Genomic DNA, 22,061 nt, shown 5'->3' with positions numbered 1-22,061 from the left:
GGCGGCCGGCCGCGACTTCTCCAGGAGGAGTCGCGGCCGGCCGTCGCGCCGTGCGGAGCCGGCACGCGCAGCCCGGGGCCCGGGGCCCGGGGCCCGGTGACAGGAGCCCCGGGCCCACGCGCTGAGGGGAGTGCGGACTCTGCCGTGCGGTCCGCCCGCGATGGTCAGTTGCCGACTGCGGCCCGTGTCGGCAAGGTGACGATCATCTTGCCGGTGTTGTCGCCGCGGAGCATGCCGAGGAATGCCTCGACGTTGTTCTCGATGCCTTCCACAACGGTCTCCTCGTAGTGGAGCTTCCCCTCGCGGATCCAGCCGCCGACCTCCTCCACGAACTGCTGTTGCAGGTCGTTGTGGTCCGAGACCAGCAGACCGCGCAAGGTCAGGCGCTTGCCGATGGCGACCACGAGGTTGCGCGGGCCGGGGGGCGGCTCGGTGGCGTTGTACTGGGCGATGGCCCCGCACAGCGCCGCGCGGCCGTGCACGTTGAGGGCGCCGATCGCGGCCTCGAGGTGGTCGCCGCCGACGTTGTCGAAGTAGACGTCGATGCCGTCCGGGGCCGCGGCCTTGAGCTGCTCGGCCACCGGCGCCTTCTTGTAGTTGAACGCGGCGTCGAAGCCGTACTTGCTGAGGAGGAGTTCGACCTTCTCGTCCGAGCCGGCGCTGCCGATGACCCGCTTGGCGCCCTTGAGCCGGGCGATCTGCCCGACCTTGCTGCCGACAGCACCGGCCGCGCCGGAGACGAAGACGGTGTCGCCCTCGTGGAACTCCGCCACGCGCAGCAGGCCCGCGTAGGCAGTCAGTCCGGGCATGCCGAGGACACCGAGGTACGTGCTCAGCGGAGCGTTCGCGGCGTCGACCTTCACAACGTTCGCCGCGTCGAGGAGCGCGTACTCCCGCCAGCCGAGCCCATGCAGGACGTGATCACCCACTGCGATGGGGCCGACGGCGGAGTCGTCGCCCACGGCGACGACGACGCCGACCGCGCCTCCGTCCATCGGCTGGTTCAGCTGGAAGGGAGGGACGTAGGACTTCACGTCGTTCATCCGTCCGCGCATGTACGGGTCGACCGACAAGTGCAGGTTGCGTACGAGGATCTGACCGGAGCCGGGCGAGGCGAGGGGCACCTCGCGCAGGGCGAAGTCCTGCGGCCGGGGCACGCCGTTCGGGCGGGCGACCAGGTGCCATTCACGGCTGGTGGTGGGTAGAGCGCTCATGGTGGGGACGTCTCTTTCTGTCGTGTTCACTGCATGGCTGGAGGGGGATCAGCTGAGCGGCTTGGCGAGGACGGCTTTGCGGTGGCTGAAGGTCTCGATGGAGTAGTGGCCGTGGTAGCTGCCCATGCCGCTTTCGCCGACGCCGCCGAACGGCAGGTCGGAGATGGTGAGATGGGCCAGCGGCAGGCCGAATCCGAGGCCGCCCGAGGAGGTTTCGGCGGCGAGCCGCTCCCGGGCGGTGTCCGATTCGGTGAACGCGTAGAGGGCCAGCGGCTTGTCGCGGTCGTTGATGAAGTCGATGGCCTCGTCGAGTCCGGCCACCTCGACGATCGGGAGGATCGGGCCGAAGATCTCCTCCCGCATGACGGGTGCGTCCGGTGCCACCTCGGCCAGGACGGTCGGCGCGATGTACTTCGTCTCGCGGTCGTACGCCCCGCCTGTGACCTGGCGGCCGGAGGTGAGGAGGGCGGTCAGCCGGTCGAAGTGGCGTTCGTTGACGATACGGCCGTACTCCGGGGAGGCGGAGGCGTCCGGTCCGTACAGGCCCTCCACCGCCTTGGCCAGGGCTCCCTCCAGAGCGCGTGCGGTCTCGGGGTCGGTGAGGACGTAGTCGGGCGCGACACAGGTCTGCCCGGCGTTGAGGAACTTCCCGGCCGCGAGGCGGGCGGCGACGGTGTCCAGATCGGTGCCCCGGTCCACGAACGCCGGGGACTTGCCGCCGAGTTCGAGGGTGACGGGGGTGAGGTGCCGGGCGGCCGCGGCCATCACGATGCGGCCGACCGCGCCGTTGCCGGTGTAGAGGATGTGGTCGAAGCGCTGCTCCAGCAGGGCGGTGGTCTCCGGGACCCCGCCTTCGACCACGGCGACCGCGTCGGTGTCGAGGTACTGCGGCAGGAGGCGGGCCAGGGCGGCGGACGTGGCCGGGGCCAGTTCGCTGGGCTTGGCGACCACCGCGTTGCCCGCGGCCAGGGCACCGGCCACCGGGGCCAGCAGGAGCTGCGCCGGGTAGTTCCAGGGGGCGATGACCAGGACGACGCCCAGGGGGTCGTACTGCGTCCAGGCACTCGCCTCCCCGATGAACGCGGGGACGGGGGCCTGTTCGGGGCGCAGCCAGTCGTCGAGGTGCTCCAGGGTGTGGTCGATCTCGCGTATGACGAAGTCGATCTCGGTGCGGTAGGCCTCGGTGGAGCTCTTTCCCAGATCGGCGTGGAGCGCCGCGGCGAATGTCTCCCCCTGTTCGGTGAGCAGAGTACGCATCCGGTGCAGTTGCCCGGTACGCCAGGCCACGGGCTTGGTGGTGCCGGCGCGGAAGGTGGCGCGCAGCCGGGCGACGAGCTCGGCGGGCTGCGCGGGCGCAGAGTGGTTCATGGTTCCCTCACAGGTGCGGTACGTGGACGGGGGCGGGGGCGTCGTCGCCGCGCCGCCGGGCAGGCCCAGGCGTCGGCGTCGGCAGGGGATCAGCCGCGGTTCAGGATGTCGATGATGTTCCGGGCGAGCTGCTCGGAGGAGGCGGGGTTCTGGCCGGTGTGCAGATTGCGGTCCGCCACGACGTGCTCGCTGAACGGGGCGGCGGCGCGGAAGTCGGCGCCGAGTTCCACCAGGCGGTCCTGGAGCAGCCACGTGGCCTTGTCGGCGAAACCGGCCAAGGTCTCCTCGTCGTTGGTGAAGCCGGTCATGCGGTAACCGGCGAACGGCCAGCTGCCGTCCTCGTGCCGGGCGGCGAGCAGGGCCGCGGGGGCGTGGCAGAGCACGGCGAGCGGCTTGCCGGAGTCCAGCGCAGCGGTGAGCAGGCGGCCGGAGGTGGCGTCGACGGCGAGGTCCTCCATGGGGCCGTGGCCACCGGGGTAGAGGACGGCGGCGTACGCGTCGAGGTCCACCTCCTCGAGCTTGACCGGGTGCTCCAGGTCGGCGCGGATGGAAGCCAGGTACGCGGCGATGGCGTCGGCCTGCTCCTTGCCGCCGGTGGACTCGGCGGCGAGGCTGACGGCGTCGACGGTCGGAGCGACGCCGCCGGGCGTGGCGACGGTGACGTCGAACCCAGCCTCGCGCAACAGCCGGTGCGGTGTGGCGAGTTCCTCGGCCCAGTAGCCGGTGGGGTGCAGGGTGCCGTCGGCGAGTGTCCAGTGGTCGGAACCGGTGACGACGAACAGAACTGCGGTCACAACTGTCTCCTTCGGGAGGTGCGCGCGGCGCGCGGTGGTGGGGGTTTTCTCGTCCGGCAGGGGGTGTGCCGGTGATGGCGTGGGGGCAGTGGGCGGCTCAGCCGATGGTGACGATCACCTTGCCGCGGGTGTGACCCCCCTGGTTGAGCCGCTGTGCGTCAGCGGCCTGCTCGAGGGGGAATGTCGCTGCCACGTCCACGCGCAGCTGCCCCCGCTCCGCGAGGACGGTGAGCGCCTCGAGGTCCTCGGCGTCGGGCCGGACGAAGACGTACCGGCCCCCGAGGCCGAGGACGGCGCCGTCGGCGACGGAGGCCAGGCGGCCGCCTTCGGCGAGCAGCCCGGGGGAGAGCTTCAGGGCTTCGCCGCCGATCAGATCGAGCACGGCGTTCACACCCTGCGGCGCCAGTGCGCTGACGCGGTCGGTGAGGCCATCGCCGTAGGCGACCGGCTCGGCGCCGAGCCCGCGCAGGTAGTCGTGGTTGCGCTCGCTCGCCGTGCCGATGACACGGGCGCCGAGCGCTCGGGCGATCTGTACGGCCAAGGAGCCGACCCCACCCGCCGCGGCGTTCACCAGTACGGTGTCGCCGCTGCCCACGTTCAGGGCGCGGGTCAGCGCCTGGTAGGCGGTGAGACCTGCCAGCGGGATGCCCGCGGCCTCCTCGAAGGAGAGGTTGGCGGGCTTGCGGGCGAGCGTACGGACCGGGGCGGCGACGTATTCGGCGAAGGTGCCGCGGGAGACGAAGTCCTCACGGACGTAGCCGATCACTTCGTCGCCCGGGGCGAACTCGGTGACGCTGACACCGGCCTCTTCGACGACGCCCGCCACGTCCCAGCCGGGGATGACGGGGAAGACCGTGTCCATGACGCCGTCCAGGTATCCGGCCTGGATCTTCCAGTCGACCGGATTGACGGAGGCGGCCATCACGCGGACCAGTACGGTGTCCGGGGCGAGCTTCGGGTTCGGGACGTCGCCGTACTCCAGGACGTCCGGGCCGCCGTAGGCGCGGTAGGTGATGGCCTTCATGGTGGTGCTCCTTGCTGTGGTCGTGCGGTGGTGCGGGATCGCAGGGGTGCGGATCGGGTGGGTCGTCAGGCAGCCGCGGTGGCGGCGGCCGGCTCGGGGGCCGGTTCGGCGGCGGGCCGGTGTTCCGCACGGGGCGCCTGCCGCTGCCGCTTCAGGCCGAGCAGTGCGATGGCCAGGACGACGGCGAAGGCGGCACCGGCGATGGTGAAGCTCAGGGTGAACTGGCTCTCGGCGGGCAGCGGGGGCACTCCGGCCGGAAGGTTCTCGATGGTCCGGGAGGCGAGCAGCGTCGTGATCAGCGCACTGCCGATCGAGCTTCCGACCGAGCGGGAGATCGAGTTGATGCCGTTGGCGACGCCGGTCTGGTGAGGCGGCACTCCAGCGACGATCAGTGCGGGCATCGCGGCGTAGCCGAGGCTGATGGCCGTTCCGACAGCCATTCCGGCGCCGATCACCGAGGGGGTCGAGGAGTGAGCGGCGGCCAGCCACGTGAAGCCGGCCGTGCCGATCACCGCGCTGAGCGCGAGGGTGAGGCGTGGGCCGATCCTGCGGATCAGCAGGCCGCCGAACTGGGAGGCGACGAGGGAGGCGATCGTGCTGGGCAGCAGGTACTCGACCGAGGCGCGGAGAACGGATGCGCCGAAGCCGTAGCCCGCGATGTCCTGCGGTATCTGAGCCAGATAGGAGACGCCCAGGAACTGGGCGAACATCCCGAATCCGACGAAGAGGCCCGCGAGGTTGCTGAACAGCACCGGGCGGTGGAGGAACATCCTCATGTCGACCAGTGGTTCGCGCACGCGGTTCTCGGTGAAGGCCCAGACACCGGCCAGGACGACCGCTCCGGCGAAGCTGCCCAGAGTGCGGGCGGAGGTCCAGCCCCACTCGTGACCCTGGGAGATCGGCAGCAGCAGCAGGACCAGGAAGAGCCCGAGGGTGAGGGCGCCGAGGATGTCGGTGCGCCCTCCGGTCTTGGTGCGGCTCGCCGGTACGAGGAGGACGACGGCGAGGAGTGTGACCAGAGCCAGCCCGGCGGCCATCCAGAAGACGGGGTGGTAGTCGGCGTTCTCGCCGCGGGTCAGCAGGCCGGTGGTGACCAGTGCGAAGCCGCTTCCGAACGCCAGGGTGCCGCTGACCAGAGACATCGCTCCGGGCAGCCGGTGGGCGGAGACCTCCTCGCGGAGTACCGAGAGCGCGAGCGGGAAGATCGCCGTGGCGGCTCCCTGGAGAACGCGGCCGACGATCAGCCAGAGGAGCGAGTCGGTGGTGGCCGCCAGGACCGAGCCGGCGATCATCACCACCAGCACGCCGATGAGGGTCGGCTTCTTCCCGTGCTGGTCACCCAGGCGGCCGAGCAGGGGAGTGAAGACGGCTGCGGAGAGCAGGGTCGCGGTCGTGACCCAGCTGACTTCGGCAGCAGTGCTGCCGAGGCTGGTCCCGATCAGACCCAGGATCGGGACCACCAGTGTCTGCATCATCGACACGACCATGGCGGCGAGGCTCAGGACGAGGACGACTGCGATCTCACGTCGGTGTCGGCCGGGCGACGGGGCAACGGTGTGGGACACGGGGGCTCTCTTCGGGGCGGGCGGGGCGGGGGTGGCGCCCGAGCCCGGGGAAGGGGCTCGGCTCGAAACAGCTAGATGCTTGATGAACTCAAGCAACGACGACGAAGGTAAACTTCAATGGTTGAGGAAGTCAAACTTTGAGCTTCACCTAAACTGCAGACATGTCCCGCACCCCCGCCCCGCACCCGGCTCCCGAAACCCCTGACCCGAAGGGGAGCGAGCCCACCCACGTCGACCTCCTGGAGCGCCTGGCGCGCGCCGCTGCCGGCTACTACCGCGACCTCGCCGCGGCGGCCGCGGTGCAGGGCCTCACCATGACGCAGGCCAAAATGCTCATCCTGCTCCGGCAGCCCCTGCCCATGCGCGCTCTAGCGGGAATGCTCGCCTGCGACGCTTCCAACATCACCGGGCTTGTCGACCGGCTGGAGGCTCATGGACTGGTCTCCAGGCATCTCGACCCGGCCGACCGGCGGATCAAGAACGTGGTCGCGACGGAAAAGGGGTTGGAGGCGGTCCGTGTGATCCGCGCCGATATGCGGGCCACCTCGGCGGCCTTCAACCGTCTCGACGACGAGGGCCGCCGCAGCCTCTACGAGCTGCTGGGGCGCCTGCACCCCGACGAGACAATCTGACCTCAACCTCCCGGGTCGGCCCAGGAGTCGGGCGCGTGAGGACTTCGTGCTGGAGACGGACGACTGGGACGCCGGCCCTGCGCGGCTGCTGCCCCGCCTGATCAAGAGGCGCACCCGCGGCCCGGTGTTCGTCACCCATCCACCGCCCGGGACCGGGCAAGGTCGTCTCGTCGCGGGATGTGTGCCCGGACACCGGCCCGGCCCGGCAGTCGTACGGGCAGGCCCGCTGCCGGGGGACTGCCGGCGCTGAGCGGTCGTATCCACCGTTGACGGCCGGGACGCCTCCCGCGCAGAGGCGCGGCCGACGAGTGGACGGCTCGTGCGCGGCTGAGAAGCGGAGCGAGCGCCGGCAGTCAGGGACGGTGACGCCCGCCCCGTGGTTCGGGGGGATGTCCGGGCGGGATGGTGGGTCCCGCCCGGCTCTGGGGCTGCGGTTCGGTCTTGGGGTTCGCGGCGGCAGCGGTCGGGCCCCGGTGGGCTCTCCCCCCGGACGAGGATCCGAGGGAGAGGCCTGCCGGAAGGGATCGTTCAGCAGCAGCGGCTGGGTCTGTCCAGTTCGCGGCGTGCCGTGTGGATACGTTGGAATTCGCGGCGGGTGGGCAGTGGCACATGGGGGTGGTGGTGGCGGTGGCGTTCGCAGTAGCGGTCGTAGTCGGCCTCGCCGGTCACCTCCCGTACGTACCAGCGCACAGCGCCCAGCAGCTTCCCTACGGTCGTCATGAGCGCGTCCCCACCAGCTCTTCGGGGCTCCGCTGGTCGGGCAACTCGATGCGGGACTCGACGTACGGCGCCTCGGTCGTCGGTAGCGGCTCGGTGGAGCGGACGGCGCGGACGCACACCACGGCGCAGTTGACCAGGACCGTGAGGACCAGCACAAGGAAGACGGCCATGATCACACCGTCGACCGTGTTGTTGAGCACGATGGTGTGCATGTCGTCCATGTTCTTGGCGCCCGGCAGCAGTTGGCCGTCTTCGATGGCCTTGGCGTACTTTTCCCGAAGGGCGAAGAAGCCGATCGCCGGGTTGTCGGAGAAGATCTTCTGCCAGCCGGCGGTGAAGGTGACTGCCACGTCCCAGGCCAGCGGGATGCCGGTGACCCAGGCCCAGCGCAGCTTGCCGTGCTTGATCAGCAGCGTCGTGGTGACGGCGAGGGCGACCGCGGCCAGCAGCTGGTTGGCGATGCCGAAGAGCGGGAACAGCTGTTTGATGCCGCCGAGCGGGTCGGTGACGCCGGCGTAGAGGAAGTAGCCCCACGCGCACACGACGATGGCGCTGGTGATCCAGATGCCCGGCTTCCAGGTGACCCGGCCGATCGGCTTCCAGACGTTGCCCAGCATGTCCTGGAGCATGAACCGGCCGACCCGGGTGCCGGCGTCCACCGTGGTGAGGATGAACAGCGCCTCGAACATGATGGCGAAGTGGTACCAGAAGGCCTTCATCCCCGCCCCGCCGAACACCGTGGCGAAGATCTCCGCCATGCCCACGGCCAGGGTGGGCGCGCCACCGGTCCGCCCGACCAGCGTCTCCTCCTCGACGGCCTTGGCCGCCGCGGCGAGCTGGTCCGGGGTGATGGTGAAGCCGAGGTTCCTCACCGCCTCGGAGGCGCTTTCCACGGTCGGCCCGAGCAGCGCGGCCGGGGAGTTCATCGCGTAGAACAGACCCGGCTCCAGCACGCAGGCGGCGATCAGGGCCATGACGGCGACGAAGGACTCCGTGAGCATGGAGCCGTAGCCGATCATCCGGACCTGGGACTCCTTCTGGATCAGCTTCGGCGTGGTGCCGGAGGAGATCAGGGCGTGGAAGCCGGACAGGGCACCGCAGGCGATGGTGATGAACAGGAAGGGGAACATCGACCCGGCGAACACCGGACCGGCTCCCGTCGAGGCGAACTCGGTCACCGGCTCGGCCTTGAGCACCGGGGCGGCGATCACCACGCCGACGGCCATCAGCGCGATGGTGCCGACCTTCATGAACGTCGACAGGTAGTCGCGGGGGGCCAGCAGCATCCACACCGGGAGCACGGAGGCGACGAAACCGTAACCGACCAGGCAGAAGACCAGGGTCTCCGGGCTCCAGAGGAAGTACCCGGCCAGCGAGGAGTCCGCGACCCAGCCGCCGCCGAGGATGGCGAGCAGGAGCAGCACCACACCGATGACACTGGTCTCCACGACCTGGCCGGGCCGCAGGTAGCGCAGGTAGAAGCCCATGAAGAGGGCGATGGGGATGGTCATGGTGACCGAGAAGGTCCCCCAGGCGGACTCCGCCAGCGCGTTGACGACGACCATGGCCAGGACCGCGAGCAGGATGATCATGATGGCGAAAACGCCGATCAGCGCGGCGGCACCACCGACCTTGCCGATCTCGTCCCGGGCCATCTGTCCCAGGCTCTTGCCGTCCCGGCGCATGGACAGGAACAGGACGATCATGTCCTGCACCGCGCCCGCCAAGATCACGCCCACGATGATCCAGACAGTGCCCGGCAGATACCCCATCTGTGCGGCCAGGACAGGGCCGACCAGAGGGCCGGCACCGGCGATGGCCGCGAAGTGGTGGCCGAACAGCACCCGCTTGTCGGTGGGGTGGTAGTCGACACCGTCCTCCAGCCGCTCCGCCGGAGTGGCACGCGCGTCGTCGACCTCCAGAACCCGGCGGGCGATGAACCGCGAATAGAAGCGGTACGCGATCGCATACGAGCCAAGGGCCGCCACCACCAGCCAGACGGCCGAGATCTCCTCGCCCCTGGACAGGGCCAGCACACTCCAGCCGATCGCCCCAGCGACGGCGACGGTGCTCCACAGCAGGATGGCGCGCGGGGTCAAGCGGTTGGCCCGGTGCTGTGGCCCGGGGGCTTCGGGCAGGGCGGATTCGGACATGGCGGCTCCTCACCTCTGGGGTGTTCGGTGACGACGTGCTGTGTTGCGGATCAGGGACCGGGCCGGCGATGCCGGCGACCAGGGTCGGGACGGCGATGCGAGTTCCTGGTCAGCAGATACACACCGAGCAGGGCGAGAGCGCATCCAGGCACCCAGGCCAGCTGGTACCAGTAGAAGAACGGCACTCCTGCCAGCCTCGGGCGTGCACCGCCGTACCAGGGAACCCACAACAGCCCGGCCGCTGGAGCGAGGAGCAGCACGGCTGCCGTGATGCGCCGCAACCGGTGTGGGACGAGCGGTGTCATGCCGTGACTCCTGTCGCGCCATCGGTGGGTTTTCCAAAGAGTTGCCGAACGGCGGTGACCGGTTGACAGCGAATATCCAGAATATTTCCCCTGGATTCCTGTCATCCGGATCGGCCATCCGCGCAACGGGCTTGATCCGCTGTGGCCACGCGCTCGTCGAGGCGGCGTGCGCCGAGCCGGCGCCACGGCGGCTCTACCCGGCCACCAGCCACTGGACGCTGCGCCCCTCCACCAGTACCCGCCCTTCGCCTCACCGGCGTTCCGCATCGAGGCGGGCGACCACGGCCGGGGGTGGGACGGCAGCCTGACCCGGCAGGTAACGCCCGACGACGAAACCTGTGACGCCCGGCGCCCTCGGCCCGGTCCCGGCGGAGCGCCTTGACGACGGTGACGGCTGCCCCGGCCCGCCTCGGTGAGGCCGCGTCAACTCCCGGTTCTGCCCAGGCGGCTGTCCGGTCACCCAAGATCTTGAGAGAAGACCCGCCCTTGATGCCCATGGCCTGGCGAACGACCAGCCGGGCCTTCCCGCTGTCGCCCTGTTCCTGGCCGGTTCACCCACGCGGCCATCGCGCGGCTCGGGACCGGCTCTTCCGTAAACCGTGCAGGCGGCTGCGCCGGGTGGCCGCTGCGGACGTCGGCGACCGGGCGGAGAGTTTGCAGCCCCAGCACAAGGCTGAAGGAAGGAGAGCTGGTTCAGGCACACGGACGAGTTCTACGTGATCCCGAATGGTTCGGCGGAAACCATGGCAGTGGGGTTGTGCCCATGGCTGAAGATCGCACTGGAGCCGGGAGGTGCCTGGTTCAGGACCCAGAGGCCGATCAGTACGGCGAGGGCGAAGACGACCGTGATGAGGACCGTGAGGACCAGGCGACGCCTGCGCTCCCTCCGGAGCCAGCCGCCACGGGCGGTGCGAAAGGCATCGGGGGCGGGGTGGAGTTGCCCGGCGAGGGCTTCGAGGGCCTCACTGAGCTGCTCTTCGGTACCCCGGGCGTTGGGAGTGCTGTTCATCGCCGGGCCTCCAGCGCCTTGTTGAGAGCGGCGAGGCCGCGTGAGGTGTGGGTCTTGACCGATCCTGCGGAGATGCCCATCGCCGCGGCGATCTCACCTTCTTTCAAGCCCAGCCAGTGGCGCAGCACGAGAGCTTCGCGCTGCCGGGCGGGCAGTTGCTGCAGAGCCTGGACCAGGGTCCGCTGGTCGTCACGGAGCAGCGCCGAGTTCTCGGCCGAGGCGATCCAGTCGGGGGGTGGTGCCTCGGTGTGCCGACGGGCGACCTGGAGATGACGTATGCGCATACGAGTCAGGTTGCAGACGATAGTGCGCAGATATCCCGCCGCGGACTCGATGTCCCGTAGCTTCCGCCACTTTCGGTAGATCTGGTAGTAGGCCTCGGCCACGATGTTCTCCGGGTCATCGGCGCCCAGCAGCGCGGCGAGGCGGAGCATCGAGGGATAGTGCTCGTCGAAGAGCCGGACGACGGCCGCCTCTCGTTCCTGGTCGGCGGGACCGCGCGGAGCGGGCGGCGCGGGCGGTGCGGCCTGAGTGGGCTTGTCGGCCGTCCCATGCCGCACAGGTGTGCCATCGGTTCCGTCACCGCCGGCGACCGGCGGTCCCGCAGGCGGCGAGACACTGGTGGGGGTGGTTCGTCTCATGAGGTGCTCTCTCCCGTCCCAGGAAGGCGTCCGTCCGGTCGGCACGGGGCCCACACGGTGGTGTCCGCGCCCCGGGCCGTGCCGATCCGGTTCAGTAGGGCGGTGCCGGCCAAGGTGATCGCCAGATTCAGGAGCAGGGCCGCCAGCCCCGCATAGATCTCCAGGGGCCGGCCGGAAGGGCCGAGCCCAGGGAGGGACACGAGGGGGGAGAACCCCTCTCGAACGACCATGACCGTGCCGGACGCCATGCCGGCGGCCCATCCGGCGATCAGTGCTCGGTGGTGCAGTCTGGCTGTGAACAGTCCGATGGCCACCGCGGGGAAGACCTGGAGAATCCACACGCCGCCGAGGAGCTGGAGGTTGATCGCAGCCTGGTCCCGGAGCCCCAACACGAAGGCGATGGCTCCCGCCTTCGCGATGAGGGTGACCACTTTGGCGATCCTCACCTGACGCTTGGGCGTAGCGGTGGGATGGAAGTACTCGGCGTACACATTGCGCACGAACGAGGTCGCAGCCGCGACCGACATGACGGCAGCGGGCACGAGCGCGCCCACCGTGATGGCCCCGAAGACCAGGCCTGCCAGCGGCGCCGGCACGAGGCGGTCCACCAGGACGGGGACGGCCGCCTCGGCGCCCCCGTCGGGGGCCTGCACGCCCGCGGCGAGCGCGGCGATGCCGAGCAGTCCGAACAGGGCGAGAACAGCGGTCCAGGCGGGCAGGGCGATGGAGACCTTGCGCAGAGTGTCCGGGCCGGAGGCGGCGAATGCCGCGGTGAGGACATGCGGGTACATGAGCAGTGCCAGTGCCGATCCGACGGCGAGGGTGGCGAAGGCCGGTTGCTGACCGGGGCCCAGGGCGAGGGAGACGCCGCCGGAGCCCGGTCCGGCGAGCCGACTGGCCGCCTCGTCGAAGACCGCACCGGGCCCGCCCAAGCGGGCCAGGACAAGCCATGTGATGGCCGCGACCGAGCCGTATACCGCGATCGCTTTGAGCGCCGAGATCACGGTGGGTGCGCGCAGGCCGTGCCGGTAGGTCGCCACTGCGAGGCCGGTGAAGATCGCGGCCATGACAAGGTCCCCGGTGGCGGCGTTCGGGTAGAGACCGCCTGCACTGAGGACGGCGCGGATACCCAGGAGTTGCAGGGCCAGGTAGGGCATGGTCGCGAGAATGCCGGTAAGTGCGACCGCCAGGGCGAGGGGCGGCGAGCCGTAGCGTCCGCGGACGAAGTCGGCGGAGGTGACGTAGCCGTTGGTACGGGCCACACTCCACATCCGGGGCAGCAGGACGAAGGCCAACGGGCAGACGATCACGGTGTAGGGGAGGGCGAAGAACGCCAGCGCTCCGGTTCCGTACACAAGGCCGGGTACGGCGATGAAGGTGTAGGCGGTGAATACGGTCCCGCCCAGCAGCAGCCACGTCCAAACGGTCCCCAGACTGCGATCGGCCAGTGCCCATCCCTCCAGGGAGGGCAAGGCGTCGTTGCTGTGCAGGCGGCGCGCGGTGAGGGCAATCACGGACGCACCGACGATGACGGCGAGGAACGCCGCGGCCATGGGGCCTTCTGTCATCGGTCACCGTCCTTGGCGTCCGTCTGGGGGCATGGCCCCGGGTGCACGGTCCCGTTGCCTGCCAGTTGCGTTCGGCGCGGATCTCGATGACAGGAATGTGGCGGAAATCTTCTGGACACTCACTGTCGACCAGATCGCGGGACTGGCGACTCTTCCACAGAACCGTAGAAATGAGGAGATTACGGTAACGATGGAGACTGCCGGGAAGCGAACAGTGCACGCCGCAGTCGGCCGGCAGCGACCCCGGCGACGGGTCACACCGCAAGAGCCCGCCTTCATCGTGCCCACGCGCCCGGGGAAGGGATCTCGTCACTGGCAAGGGCTTCGCCCGGGCGCGCGGGTACGGTGGCGACACGGTCCCCGATTTTTCTGCGCGACGCAGGTGATCGCGACGGGGATGAGTCCGCGAGCGACGTCGTCCGGTTGATCGTCGCCCCTGGTGGCGCGGCCGACTCGAGCGTGCTCGCCCTGGCCCGCGGCGAGCGCGGTCGATCCCCCACGAGGTGATCGGCCCCGACCTCTGGGCGGCGAGTGGACGGGGCCGGAAGCGAGAAGGAAAGGCGTGCCCAACGCGCCGGCCGTACCACGCAAGACGCCGTTGGGGTACTAGCTCTGCGGGACGTCCTTGACGAACACGATGCCGTCGCTGTCCGCCAGGTGGGCCGGGTCAAGCGGGGCGTAGCCGAACCAGGGGGATACGCGGGGCGCGGACCGCGTGTCGCCGAGGGCGGTGGCCAGCCGCGGGGCGTCGATGAGGCAGCGGTCCTCCGGGAGCGCGTACAGGAGTCCTTCGACAGTGTCCGGCGGCGGTGTGTCCACTCCCTGGTGCCGCATCGTGCCGAGGGCCGTGGCCACGAAGGCGTACCCCTCGCCGAGTTGGGCGCTCACCAGCGCACCGGCGCTCCACCACTCCAGTGGCATCCCGCCCATCCGCATCGTGCTCTTCGCCCGCTGGAGATGGGAGTTGTGGGCGTGGACGAGTGCCGGGCCCCGAGCGGCGACGGCGAGGAGGTTGTGGGCCATCATCTGGTCCCGCACACCCGCCAGTCGGGTCATGCGGGCCGGTGAGGTGTCGGCCATCCAGTAGTGGTAGCGCAGCAGGCCGGTCGCGGTGCGCCCGTACAGGCGTGCCCGGTCCCAGTCGTCCCGCGAAGTCGCCGTGATCAGGTGCGGTGTCTGCTCGTCGAGCAGCGCCTCCAGATCGTCGGCGAGCAGCCGCAGCTGACCGGCCTCGGCCGCCTGCCCCACCGACTGGGCCGGGTCCCTCATGGCGGCGGGATTGGTCCAACGGGCGTCGGCGCCGAGCAGGCAATCGAGCGTTTCCGCGGTACAAGGGAGCAGGTCCGCGTCCACCCAGGTCGAGAGGTAGCCGTGGAGCGCGGTCAGGGCCTGCCGGGGGCTCGCGGCGCCGGTGATCTCCAGCGGGCCGTCGAAACCGGCGAAGCGGAGCCGCTCGGACGGGGGCCGGCCCTCGTTGTAGGCGCGCATCCAGCGCACGAGCTCGCGGTTGGCCGCGGAGGTGCCCCAGTCGTGGCTGATTCCGCGCTCCATGACCTCGTCGAGGGTGCCCGTGCCCGAGGTGACGTAGTCGTCCACGACGAGGCCCAGCATGCAGTCGCTCTCGATCGCGATCGTCCGGTAGCCCTCCTGCTCGACGAGCTGCCGGAAGAGCTCGTTGCGCAGGTCGAGCAGAGTGTCCTCGCCGTGGGTGGGCTCGCCCAGGGCGAGCAGCCGAGGCCGGGCCGGGGAGCAGCTTCATGACGGCGGCAGCCTCGACGGCATGGGCGGTGTCCTTGATGTCAGTAGCCATGCCTTCAACGGTATCGTTGAACCCTCGGTTGAAACTTTTCCGCGACATCGGCAGGACCATGCAACGAAAGCTTCAAAACGGAGAGCGACTCAGGCCGGTTGATCTGGCGCGCGGGCACGGTCTGTCCACGCAGGCGATCAGGAACTACGAGGAGGCCGGCATCCTTCCGGCCGCCGGTCGCACACCCCACGGCTACCGCACCTACACCTCGCTGCACGCGGGCGCCCTGCGCGCATTCCTCGCCCTGGTGCCCGGCCACGGCCACCAGACGGCGACGTCGATCATGCGGGCCGTGAACCAGGGCGCGGTCGATGAGGCATTCCGCCTCATCGACGAGAGCCACGCCCAACTCCTCGACGACCGGCGGACCCTCCAGGCCGTGGAGAGCGCCCTCCGCGACCTGGAGCCCCCCACGGCGCCCGAGCCCGGTGCGGGGTCCGAGCCGGCCGGGGCGTCCGGGCCCGGCGGCACGTTCATCGGGCCGCTGGCGGACAAGCTCGGAATCCGGCCCGCGACGCTGCGTAAATGGGAGCGCGCCGGGCTGGTGCGCCCGCGCCGCGACCCGCTGACCGGGTACCGCGTGTACGACGAGGCCGACGTACGGGACGCCCGGCTGGCCCACCAGCTCAGGCGGGGAGGCTACCTGCTGGAGCGGATCGCCCCGCTGATCGCCCAGGTGCGGGCGGCCGGCGGGCTGGGGCCCCTGGAGGCCGCACTGTGCGACTGGCACGGTCGGCTGTCCGCCCGCGGGCGGGCGATGCTGACCGGGGCCGCGGAGCTTGAGGCGTACCTCCGTGAGCGCGGATGAGACTTCGGTCGCCGGACACAAGAGAAGTCACCAACGGTTCCGTCTCCGCCGACCCGTCCGCCGATGTCGGCCTGGCCCCGGGCAAGCCATCACCCAGGGGCCGCAATTTTGTGGGTGAGCGCCGGCCTGGCGGTCAGGTGACCGTGACCCGCAGGACGTACCGCTCGCCGGTGCTGATCGCCTCGGCCTGCTCTGCCAGATCGGCGTGAGTGAACTCCAGCAAGGCCTCCTCGGCTGCCCTGCGCAGCAGGGGAAGGATCTCGGCGACCGGCCGGCCGCGGTGCGAGCCCGCGAGCCGGTTGAAGGCCTGCTGATACGGGACGCCGTACGCGCCTGTGCTGTCGGCCAACAGCCGGTCCAGATTCTCCCTGCCCAATGCGATCTCGCCCATGGCTCGCTCCTGACCCTGCCGGGGCCCGGCCTCTCCAAGCCCTCCTCTTTGACGCTACGAGCCGGGTCTGACAGTGAAGGCGGCGCAGGGAGCGACCCAAACGCCCCGGCACATCGGCAAGCACGGGTGTTGTCCCGCCACTGCCGCGTTCCGCACCCCGCCATCGGGTGGTGCTGAGGTGGAGGTGGCCGACGGCCTCGGGATGGCGAGGGCGAGATCCGTGCCCGGACAAGACCACGGGGACGCCGCCACGTGCGCCGGTCGGTCAGCCGGGTGGCGTCGACAGGTGGATGAGGATGCCGCACACCTCTTCCACGATCTCCTGGGCCTCCGCCTCGTCCGTGCAGTTGCCCAGCTCGCGCGCCGCCCCTCCGATGATGGTGGTCAGCACACTCACCCGGACCCGGCCGGCACGTTGCTTCTCGTCGACCTCGAGGAGCCGGGCGTTTCGCCGTACCCACGCGCGGTCCCAGTGGCGGCGCAGCGTGTCGAAGCCGACCGGACCGTCGTCCTCCGCGAGGAGCCTGGCGAACCGCCGGTTGTCCCAGGCGCCCTCCAGATACGCCCTGGCTCCCGCCACGAAGAGGGCGATGGGATCGTCCACGCCACGGTCGCGCTCGGCGGCCAGCGTGGCCGCGGTCCGGCGCTCCTGCTCCTCTTGGAACTCCTCCCACAGGGCGAGGTAGAGCCCACGCTTTCCGCCGTAGTGCTGGAAGAGGTTGCCCAGCGGGAGGCTGGAACGTGCCGCGATCTCGGCGAGGCCGGCGTCGGTGTAACCACGGTCGCTGAAGACCTCCAGCGCGGTGTTCAGCAGGGCATGCCGAACCGAGCCGTCGCGCTCGGCGTGCCCTTCCGGCAGACCCGTAGGTGCCTGCCCGTCCGGCCGCTGACGTGCCGCTTCCGCCCCGGTTGACTGCACGATGCCGCTCACTGTCGATCCCCGCCTTCCCCGGCCCCGTCGCGGATGGCGAGGGCGACCAGCAGTTCCAGGAGGTCGGCGATCCGGCGCGGATTGCGTCCGGTGCGTTCCTCGATCCGGCGCAACCGGTAGTGCGCCGTGTTGTGGTGCACCCGCAGCCGGTCGGCGGCCTGCCGCAGATTGAGATCCGCCTCCGCGAAGGCCCGTATGGTGGTCGCCAGCGTGTCGCCCCGTCGGCGGTCCTCCTCCAGCAGTGCACGCACGCGGGGATCGACCAACTGGCGGGCGAGGTCGTCGGCGCGCAGCGCCAGGTAGTCGAAGGGGGACAGGCGCGGCAGCGCCGCCACCCCGCCCGTGCTCGGTACAAGGTCGAGGGCGGCCCGTGCCTCCTCGTAGGCGCGCGGGAGTTCGCGGGCACCATGGGCGACGGTGCTGATGCCCATGGAGAGCATGCTTCCCTCCCGCGCCAGCCGCCGTTGCACGGCCTCGAAGTGGGCACAGACGTCCTCCGCGTCCATGCCGGTGCGGACCACGGGCACGGCCACCACCTCGCCGTGGCGTACGACGACCAGGGTCCGGCCGGCCCACGGCCCGGCGACGCTGATGGACGCGCTGGTGGCGTAGCCGTGCTCGGCCGAGGAGAGGTCGCCGGTGCGGGTGTCGCCGACGCACACGGCCACGACCGCCATCATCGGCGAGTGCGGCCCGATGCCGTAGGCCTGTGCCGCGGCGAGCAGGGGACCGCGAGGCGGCGCCGCGCCGGCCAGGAGCTGGTCCAGGAGGTCCCGGCGCTCCCGGTCCGCGTCCGCGACCACGTGCTGCTGGTACTCGACATAGGCCTGTGCGGCATGGGTGCTGGCGTAGTCGACGTACCGCATCAGCGGTGTGACGAGGGACAGCGTGGCCTGCTGTGCCTCGGCGGACGTGCCGGCGCAGTCCAGCAGTGCGTCCCACAACACCTGCCGGCCGACCCGGAATGCGCTGATCCAGTCCTCGAGGGCGAACCCCGCGCGTGCTCTGCGCATGGCCGCCGCGCGGCTGAAGACCAGGTCTTCGGGGGCGATGTCCCGGTCGCCGGCCAGCGCCGCCATCTGCATCCGGTAGTGGATGAGGACCTGCTCCCGTACGTCGTCGAAGAACCGCTCGTCCTGCAGCGTGTAGGACGGGATCTCCGTGCGCATCACCGCGATGGCGGTGTTCGCCACGTCCTCGAGCCGGTCCTGGACGGCGTGCACGACCCGGTGCCGCTCCCGGATGAGCGGTTCGGAGAGTGCGGAGGTGCCCAGGGCGGGACCGCGAGACATGGTGCAGATCGTCGCGGTTCTCCTCGTGTCCCGTCAACAGGCTCAGCGGGGCACTTGCCGGGGGGGCTGGGCGCGGCGCACAAATCGGTGACCGTGAAGTTGGGTGCTCGCACCCAATGTGCGCCCGTAAGGCCCCCACCTACTGTGACGCTCGCCAACCCCCCAGCACCACGGAAGGGACGTCACTCATGCTCGCGGTCGACGCTGTCAGCGTGCGCTTCGGCGGGATCACGGCACTGGACGGTGTCGCGTTCACCGTCGAGCCGGGCACCGCCGTGGGGCTCATCGGGCCGAACGGAGCCGGAAAGACCACCTTGTTCAACTGCCTCACCAGGCGCTGCACCCCCGATGCGGGGACGGTGCGGTTCGAGGGGGAGGACCTGCTCGCCCTCCCGCCGCACGCCGTTGCCGGGCGCGGCATCGCCCGCACCTTCCAGAACCTGGGACTGTTCCCGCGGCTCACGGTCCGGGAGAACGTCATGGTCGGTGCCCACAGCCGGGGACGCACCGGACACTTCGCCGCGGCGCTCCGGCTGCCCCGCGTCCGGCGGGAGGAGGCGGAACTGCGCGACCAGGCGGACGAACTGCTGCGACTGCTCGACCTGGCGGACGTCGCGGACCACCCCGCCTCCGGGCTGCCGTTCGGCACCCTCAAACGCGTCGAACTCGCCCGAGCACTCGCGGTACGGCCCCGGCTGCTGCTCCTCGACGAACCCGTCAACGGCCTCAGCCACGGCGAGGTCGGCGAGTTCGCGGACCTGGTCCGGGCGGTGCGCCGGGACTTCGACCTCACGCTCGTGGTGGTCGAACACCACATGGGGTTCGTGATGGGCCTGTGCGACAAGGTGGTGTGCCTCGACTTCGGGCGCAAGATCGCCGAGGGCCCGCCGGAGGAGATCCAGCGCGATCCGGCCGTCCTCGAGGCGTACCTGGGGGTGGCGGCATGAGCGAGCCGACCACCGACCGCGCCGAGGCCGGGGAGACGGCGGAGCCGGACTTCCTGAAAGTGTCCGGCCTGCACGCCGGATACGGCCAGGCACAGGTGCTCCAAGGCCTGGACTTCTCCGTCGCACGCGGCGAGGTGTGCGCGATCCTCGGACCCAACGGCGCGGGCAAGACCACCACGCTGCGGGCACTGTGCGGCATGGTCCGCGGCCGCGGTTCGGTGACCTTGAACGGAACGGAACTGCTGGGCCGCGCGCCCGAGCAGGCCGCCCGGCTCGGCGTGGCTCATGTGCCCCAGGGCCGGGGCACCTTCAACGACCTGACCGTCGAGGAGAACCTGCGCATCGGCGCCCACCTGCGCTCGGGCCGCGCCGAGCGCGCGGCCGTGGCCGCCGACCTGGAACGGATCTATGGCTACTTCCCCAAGCTGCGCCAGCGGTCCCGTCAGGCCGCGGGCAGTCTCAGCGGCGGCGAGCAACAGATGCTCGCCATCGGCAGGGCGCTGATGCTGCGGCCCTCGCTGCTGCTCCTGGACGAACCGTCGCTGGGGCTCGCGCCGCTGGTCACGCGGGAGCTTTTCGAGATCGTCCGTGTCGTGAACGAGGAGGAACGCACCACTGTGGTCGTCGTCGAGCAGAACGCCCAGCTCGCACTGGATGTCGCGCACCGGGCCCACGTACTGGAGGCCGGCCGCCTGGTGCTGTCCGGACCGGCCGAACAGATCCGGGAGGACGGGCAGGTCGCCGAGGTGTACCTCGGTGTCTCCGTCCGTTCCGGGAAGGGCGGGTGAGTGCCGTGAGTGAACTGCTCCAGCAAATGGTGGAAGGGGTCGGCTCCGGCGCCGTCTACGCCAGTCTGGCGCTGGCCCTGGTGCTGATCCACCGGTTCACCGGGATCGTCAACTTCGCGCAGGGTGAGCTCGCCATGATCTCCACGTACGTGGCATGGCAGCTCGTGGCGTCCGGGATGTCGTTCTGGCTGGCGCTGCCGGTCACCCTGGCGGTGTCGTTCGCCGGCGGCATGCTGGTCGAACGGATCGTCATCCGCCCCGTGCAGGGTGCGCCCGAGCTGACGCTGGTGATCGTCACGGTCGGCCTGTTCATCTTCGTCAACGCGATGGCCGGCCTGATCTGGTCGTTCACCGTGAAGGACTTCCCGCAGCAGTTCCCCGACGGCGGCGTCGACCTGGCCGGGGTGCTCGTGGACTGGTCGACCCTCGGGATCATCGCGGTCGTGGCCGTCGTGATGGGCCTGCTCTACCTGATGTTCCAGCACACCTCCATCGGCCTGGTGATGCGGGCGGTCGCCTGCAACCCCGCCTCCGCGCGGCTGTCGGGGATCCGGGTGGGCCGGGTGCTGATGCTCGGCTGGGGGCTGGCCGCGACGGTCGGTGCGGTGTCGGGCGTGCTCGTCGCGCCGGTGCTGTTCCTGGAGCCCAACATGATGGGCGGAGTGCTGATCTACGCGTTCGCCGCGGCCACCCTCGGAGGCTTCGACAGCCCGGTCGGCGCGGTCGTCGGCGGCCTGGTCGTGGGCCTTGCCGAGACGCTGGCCGGGGCGTACGTGGACGTCATCGGTGCCGATCTCAAGGTGGGTGTACCCCTGGTGATCATCCTGGCGGTGCTGCTGGTGCGGCCCCAGGGCCTGTTCGGACGGGCGGCGGTGGAGCGCGCATGAGCACGATATTCGCAGCACTCGGCACCGACCGAGCCCGGCGCCTGCGGGCCGCACTGACCGCGCTGGTCGTGGCGGCGGTCGCCGTAGGGGCACCGTTCTACCTCGCCCCCTTCCAGGTCTTCCAGCTGACCATGGTGCTGCTGTACGCCGTGGCGCTGGTCGGACTGAACCTGCTGGTCGGATTCGGCGGCCAGATCTCCCTCGGGCACGGCGCGTTCTTCGCGGCGGGTGCCTACACTGCGGCGGTCATGCTCGACCGGTACGACACCGGCCACCTGGCCACGCTGCCGGTGGCGGCAGCCGGGTGCTTCCTGCTGGGCCTCGGTTTCGGGGTGCCCGCCCTGCGGCTGCGCGGGCTGTACCTGGCCCTGGTCACCCTCTCGTTCGCGGTGTTCCTGCCGCCGCTGCTCAAGCGGCTCGAACCGGTCACGGGCGGCTCCATGGGACTGACCGTGGACAAGCTGCAGCCGCCGGCGTGGAGCGGACTGGCCGAGGACCAGTGGATGTACTTCGTCGTCCTCGCCGTCGCCGCGGGGGCTCTGCTGCTCGCCCGCAACCTGCTGCGGTCCCGGGTCGGCCGGGCACTGCTCGCCGTGCGGGACAGCGAGAGCGCGGCGGAGGTCATGGGCGTGCGGCTGTCGCTGCACAAGACCCTCGCCTTCGCGTGGAGCGCGATGTTCGCGGGTGTCTCCGGGTGTGTGTACACCTGGGTGATCGGTTTCGTCTCACCCGAATCCTTCAGCTTCGTCCTGTCCATCACGCTGCTGGCCGGCCTGGTGGTCGGGGGGCTGGCCTCTCTGTACGGACCGCTGCTGGGCGCGGCGTTCGTGATGTACGTGCCGAGCGTGGCCCAGGACGTCAGCGATGCGGCGCCCGGCGTGGTGTTCGGCCTGCTGATCATCGCGGTGATGTTCGTGGCCCCGACGGGACTCGCCGGTCTGGCGGTCCGTGTCCGTGGTGCCGCCGCCCGCCGCCTGACCCGCGCCACCCCTGCCGCCGACCGGACGCCCGCGTCCGCGTCCGATTCCGGGTCGGACACGCAGTCGGCGTCCGAATCCGACTCCGGGTCGGACACCCAGTCCGCGTCCGAGTCCGCGTCCGATTCGACGCCAGAGTCCACATCCGCATCACAACCCTCCGACGCACCCGCGGATCCCGCACCCGTCGACGCCGAACCCGTGGGCGCACCGCCCCGCACGGAAAAGGAATGAATC

General features: G+C 70.5%; 21 protein-coding genes and 2 pseudogenes. 8 read left to right on the top strand and 15 right to left on the bottom strand.

Annotated features, from left to right (window positions below):
* Positions 1 to 164: 164 nt before the first annotated feature.
* The 5 genes from ACH5AF_RS26245 to ACH5AF_RS26225 all read right to left on the bottom strand — a co-directional run bounded on the left by ACH5AF_RS26245 (position 165) and on the right by ACH5AF_RS26225 (position 5,965).
* Entirely contained in the window at positions 165 to 1,214 is a 1,050-nt protein-coding gene (locus ACH5AF_RS26245) for an NADP-dependent oxidoreductase (RefSeq protein ID WP_398904750.1), read from the bottom strand.
* Positions 1,215 to 1,262: 48 nt separating this feature from the next.
* Entirely contained in the window at positions 1,263 to 2,582 is a 1,320-nt protein-coding gene (locus ACH5AF_RS26240; protein ID WP_398904748.1) for an aldehyde dehydrogenase family protein, read from the bottom strand.
* A gap of 89 nt (positions 2,583 to 2,671) precedes the next feature.
* Positions 2,672 to 3,376, bottom strand: coding sequence for a type 1 glutamine amidotransferase domain-containing protein (locus ACH5AF_RS26235; protein WP_398904746.1), 705 nt, complete (start codon positions 3,374 to 3,376; stop codon positions 2,672 to 2,674).
* A 97-nt stretch (positions 3,377 to 3,473) separates the two neighbouring features.
* The gene (locus ACH5AF_RS26230) at positions 3,474 to 4,400 is read right to left on the bottom strand and encodes an NADP-dependent oxidoreductase (protein WP_398904744.1); all 927 of its coding nucleotides are present in this window, start codon (positions 4,398 to 4,400) and stop codon (positions 3,474 to 3,476) included.
* 65 nt (positions 4,401 to 4,465) lie between these two features.
* Complete coding sequence (locus tag ACH5AF_RS26225; RefSeq protein WP_398904742.1) at positions 4,466 to 5,965, bottom strand: MFS transporter; 1,500 nt, start codon at positions 5,963 to 5,965, stop codon at positions 4,466 to 4,468.
* 161 nt (positions 5,966 to 6,126) lie between these two features.
* Between ACH5AF_RS26225 and ACH5AF_RS26220 the strand changes: the two genes are divergently transcribed.
* Both ACH5AF_RS26220 and ACH5AF_RS26215 read left to right on the top strand, forming a co-directional pair.
* Positions 6,127 to 6,597 carry a MarR family winged helix-turn-helix transcriptional regulator gene (locus tag ACH5AF_RS26220; RefSeq protein ID WP_398904740.1) on the top strand — a complete coding sequence of 157 codons (471 nt, stop codon included), beginning with the start codon at positions 6,127 to 6,129 and terminating at the stop codon, positions 6,595 to 6,597.
* A 22-nt stretch (positions 6,598 to 6,619) separates the two neighbouring features.
* Positions 6,620 to 6,824, top strand: a pseudogene (locus ACH5AF_RS26215) (site-specific integrase); the annotation flags it as partial.
* 301 nt (positions 6,825 to 7,125) lie between these two features.
* On the opposite strand, the gene ACH5AF_RS26210 reads toward ACH5AF_RS26215, so the two are convergent.
* The 3 genes from ACH5AF_RS26210 to ACH5AF_RS26200 are packed head-to-tail and all read right to left on the bottom strand — an operon-like array spanning position 7,126 to position 9,775.
* The gene (locus ACH5AF_RS26210) at positions 7,126 to 7,317 is read right to left on the bottom strand and encodes a YbdD/YjiX family protein (protein ID WP_398904738.1); all 192 of its coding nucleotides are present in this window, start codon (positions 7,315 to 7,317) and stop codon (positions 7,126 to 7,128) included.
* Positions 7,314 to 9,470, bottom strand: a complete 2,157-nt coding sequence (locus ACH5AF_RS26205) for a carbon starvation CstA family protein (protein ID WP_398904736.1) — start codon at positions 9,468 to 9,470, stop codon at positions 7,314 to 7,316. The genes ACH5AF_RS26210 and ACH5AF_RS26205 overlap by 4 nt, the downstream gene beginning before the upstream one ends.
* Positions 9,471 to 9,520: 50 nt before the next feature.
* A complete protein-coding gene (locus ACH5AF_RS26200) occupies positions 9,521 to 9,775 on the bottom strand; it encodes a DUF3311 domain-containing protein (RefSeq protein WP_398904734.1) in 255 nt (84 codons plus the stop codon).
* On the opposite strand from ACH5AF_RS26200, the gene ACH5AF_RS26195 reads away from it, so the two are divergent.
* On the top strand, positions 9,757 to 10,083 hold the full coding sequence (locus ACH5AF_RS26195) for a DUF6193 family natural product biosynthesis protein (RefSeq protein WP_398904732.1): 327 nt from the start codon (positions 9,757 to 9,759) through the stop codon (positions 10,081 to 10,083). The two genes, ACH5AF_RS26200 and ACH5AF_RS26195, sit on opposite strands and share 19 nt — an antisense overlap.
* 404 nt (positions 10,084 to 10,487) lie before the next feature.
* On the opposite strand, the gene ACH5AF_RS26190 is transcribed toward ACH5AF_RS26195, so the two are convergent.
* From ACH5AF_RS26190 to ACH5AF_RS26175, 4 genes and pseudogenes are all read right to left on the bottom strand, one after another.
* A complete protein-coding gene (locus ACH5AF_RS26190; RefSeq protein ID WP_398904730.1) occupies positions 10,488 to 10,784 on the bottom strand; it encodes a hypothetical protein in 297 nt (98 codons plus the stop codon).
* Complete coding sequence (locus tag ACH5AF_RS26185; RefSeq protein ID WP_398904729.1) at positions 10,781 to 11,425, bottom strand: RNA polymerase sigma factor; 645 nt, start codon at positions 11,423 to 11,425, stop codon at positions 10,781 to 10,783. The genes ACH5AF_RS26190 and ACH5AF_RS26185 overlap by 4 nt, the downstream gene beginning before the upstream one ends.
* The gene (locus ACH5AF_RS26180) at positions 11,422 to 12,993 is read right to left on the bottom strand and encodes a sodium:solute symporter (RefSeq protein ID WP_398904727.1); all 1,572 of its coding nucleotides are present in this window, start codon (positions 12,991 to 12,993) and stop codon (positions 11,422 to 11,424) included. Before ACH5AF_RS26180 ends, ACH5AF_RS26185 begins: the two co-directional genes overlap by 4 nt.
* A 606-nt stretch (positions 12,994 to 13,599) precedes the next feature.
* A pseudogene (locus tag ACH5AF_RS26175) lies at positions 13,600 to 14,803 on the bottom strand (erythromycin esterase family protein).
* Positions 14,804 to 14,861: 58 nt separating this feature from the next.
* Between ACH5AF_RS26175 and ACH5AF_RS26170 the strand changes: the two are divergent.
* Positions 14,862 to 15,611, top strand: coding sequence for a TioE family transcriptional regulator (locus tag ACH5AF_RS26170; RefSeq protein ID WP_398904725.1), 750 nt, complete (start codon positions 14,862 to 14,864; stop codon positions 15,609 to 15,611).
* Between the two features lie 133 nt (positions 15,612 to 15,744).
* Here ACH5AF_RS26170 and ACH5AF_RS26165 read toward each other — a convergent pair whose 3' ends face one another.
* The 3 genes from ACH5AF_RS26165 to ACH5AF_RS26155 form a co-directional block, all read right to left on the bottom strand.
* Positions 15,745 to 16,002 carry a hypothetical protein gene (locus tag ACH5AF_RS26165; protein WP_398904723.1) on the bottom strand — a complete coding sequence of 86 codons (258 nt, stop codon included), beginning with the start codon at positions 16,000 to 16,002 and terminating at the stop codon, positions 15,745 to 15,747.
* A gap of 265 nt (positions 16,003 to 16,267) precedes the next feature.
* Positions 16,268 to 16,933, bottom strand: coding sequence for a TetR/AcrR family transcriptional regulator (locus ACH5AF_RS26160; RefSeq protein WP_398904721.1), 666 nt, complete (start codon positions 16,931 to 16,933; stop codon positions 16,268 to 16,270).
* Complete coding sequence (locus ACH5AF_RS26155; RefSeq protein WP_398904720.1) at positions 16,930 to 18,225, bottom strand: PucR family transcriptional regulator; 1,296 nt, start codon at positions 18,223 to 18,225, stop codon at positions 16,930 to 16,932. The genes ACH5AF_RS26160 and ACH5AF_RS26155 overlap by 4 nt, the downstream gene beginning before the upstream one ends.
* A gap of 188 nt (positions 18,226 to 18,413) precedes the next feature.
* On the opposite strand from ACH5AF_RS26155, the gene ACH5AF_RS26150 reads away from it, so the two are divergent.
* From ACH5AF_RS26150 to ACH5AF_RS26135, 4 genes are read left to right on the top strand one after another with little or no spacing between them, the layout of a single operon-like run.
* Positions 18,414 to 19,172, top strand: coding sequence for an ABC transporter ATP-binding protein (locus ACH5AF_RS26150; RefSeq protein ID WP_398904718.1), 759 nt, complete (start codon positions 18,414 to 18,416; stop codon positions 19,170 to 19,172).
* Positions 19,169 to 19,960 carry an ABC transporter ATP-binding protein gene (locus ACH5AF_RS26145; RefSeq protein ID WP_398904716.1) on the top strand — a complete coding sequence of 264 codons (792 nt, stop codon included), beginning with the start codon at positions 19,169 to 19,171 and terminating at the stop codon, positions 19,958 to 19,960. The genes ACH5AF_RS26150 and ACH5AF_RS26145 overlap by 4 nt, the downstream gene beginning before the upstream one ends.
* A 5-nt stretch (positions 19,961 to 19,965) precedes the next feature.
* Positions 19,966 to 20,847, top strand: coding sequence for a branched-chain amino acid ABC transporter permease (locus ACH5AF_RS26140; RefSeq protein WP_398904714.1), 882 nt, complete (start codon positions 19,966 to 19,968; stop codon positions 20,845 to 20,847).
* Entirely contained in the window at positions 20,844 to 22,058 is a 1,215-nt protein-coding gene (locus ACH5AF_RS26135; protein ID WP_398904712.1) for a branched-chain amino acid ABC transporter permease, read from the top strand. Before ACH5AF_RS26140 ends, ACH5AF_RS26135 begins: the two co-directional genes overlap by 4 nt.
* The last annotated feature ends 3 nt before the right edge of the window (positions 22,059 to 22,061 follow it).

The organism is Streptomyces sp. NPDC018833 (assembly GCF_044390825.1).
In the GTDB taxonomy this organism is placed as follows: domain Bacteria; phylum Actinomycetota; class Actinomycetes; order Streptomycetales; family Streptomycetaceae; genus Streptomyces.
The sequence above is the reverse complement of the archived record's forward strand: the minus strand, read 5'-3'. Positions and strand labels throughout refer to the sequence as shown.

Bases quoted from the DNA above. Each gene is read 5' to 3' on its own strand.
- ACH5AF_RS26245 (WP_398904750.1), bottom strand. From the start codon at position 1,214: ATGAGCGCTCTACCCACCACCAGCCGTGAATGGCACCTGGTCGCCCGC.
- ACH5AF_RS26240 (WP_398904748.1), bottom strand. From the start codon at position 2,582: ATGAACCACTCTGCGCCCGCGCAGCCCGCCGAGCTCGTCGCCCGGCTG.
- ACH5AF_RS26230 (WP_398904744.1), bottom strand. From the start codon at position 4,400: ATGAAGGCCATCACCTACCGCGCCTACGGCGGCCCGGACGTCCTGGAG.
- ACH5AF_RS26220 (WP_398904740.1), top strand. From the start codon at position 6,127: ATGTCCCGCACCCCCGCCCCGCACCCGGCTCCCGAAACCCCTGACCCG.
- ACH5AF_RS26210 (WP_398904738.1), bottom strand. From the start codon at position 7,317: ATGACGACCGTAGGGAAGCTGCTGGGCGCTGTGCGCTGGTACGTACGG.
- ACH5AF_RS26205 (WP_398904736.1), bottom strand. From the start codon at position 9,470: ATGTCCGAATCCGCCCTGCCCGAAGCCCCCGGGCCACAGCACCGGGCC.
- ACH5AF_RS26200 (WP_398904734.1), bottom strand. From the start codon at position 9,775: ATGACACCGCTCGTCCCACACCGGTTGCGGCGCATCACGGCAGCCGTG.
- ACH5AF_RS26190 (WP_398904730.1), bottom strand. From the start codon at position 10,784: ATGAACAGCACTCCCAACGCCCGGGGTACCGAAGAGCAGCTCAGTGAG.
- ACH5AF_RS26185 (WP_398904729.1), bottom strand. From the start codon at position 11,425: ATGAGACGAACCACCCCCACCAGTGTCTCGCCGCCTGCGGGACCGCCG.
- ACH5AF_RS26180 (WP_398904727.1), bottom strand. From the start codon at position 12,993: ATGACAGAAGGCCCCATGGCCGCGGCGTTCCTCGCCGTCATCGTCGGT.
- ACH5AF_RS26170 (WP_398904725.1), top strand. From the start codon at position 14,862: ATGCAACGAAAGCTTCAAAACGGAGAGCGACTCAGGCCGGTTGATCTG.
- ACH5AF_RS26165 (WP_398904723.1), bottom strand. From the start codon at position 16,002: ATGGGCGAGATCGCATTGGGCAGGGAGAATCTGGACCGGCTGTTGGCC.
- ACH5AF_RS26155 (WP_398904720.1), bottom strand. From the start codon at position 18,225: ATGTCTCGCGGTCCCGCCCTGGGCACCTCCGCACTCTCCGAACCGCTC.
- ACH5AF_RS26150 (WP_398904718.1), top strand. From the start codon at position 18,414: ATGCTCGCGGTCGACGCTGTCAGCGTGCGCTTCGGCGGGATCACGGCA.
- ACH5AF_RS26145 (WP_398904716.1), top strand. From the start codon at position 19,169: ATGAGCGAGCCGACCACCGACCGCGCCGAGGCCGGGGAGACGGCGGAG.
- ACH5AF_RS26135 (WP_398904712.1), top strand. From the start codon at position 20,844: ATGAGCACGATATTCGCAGCACTCGGCACCGACCGAGCCCGGCGCCTG.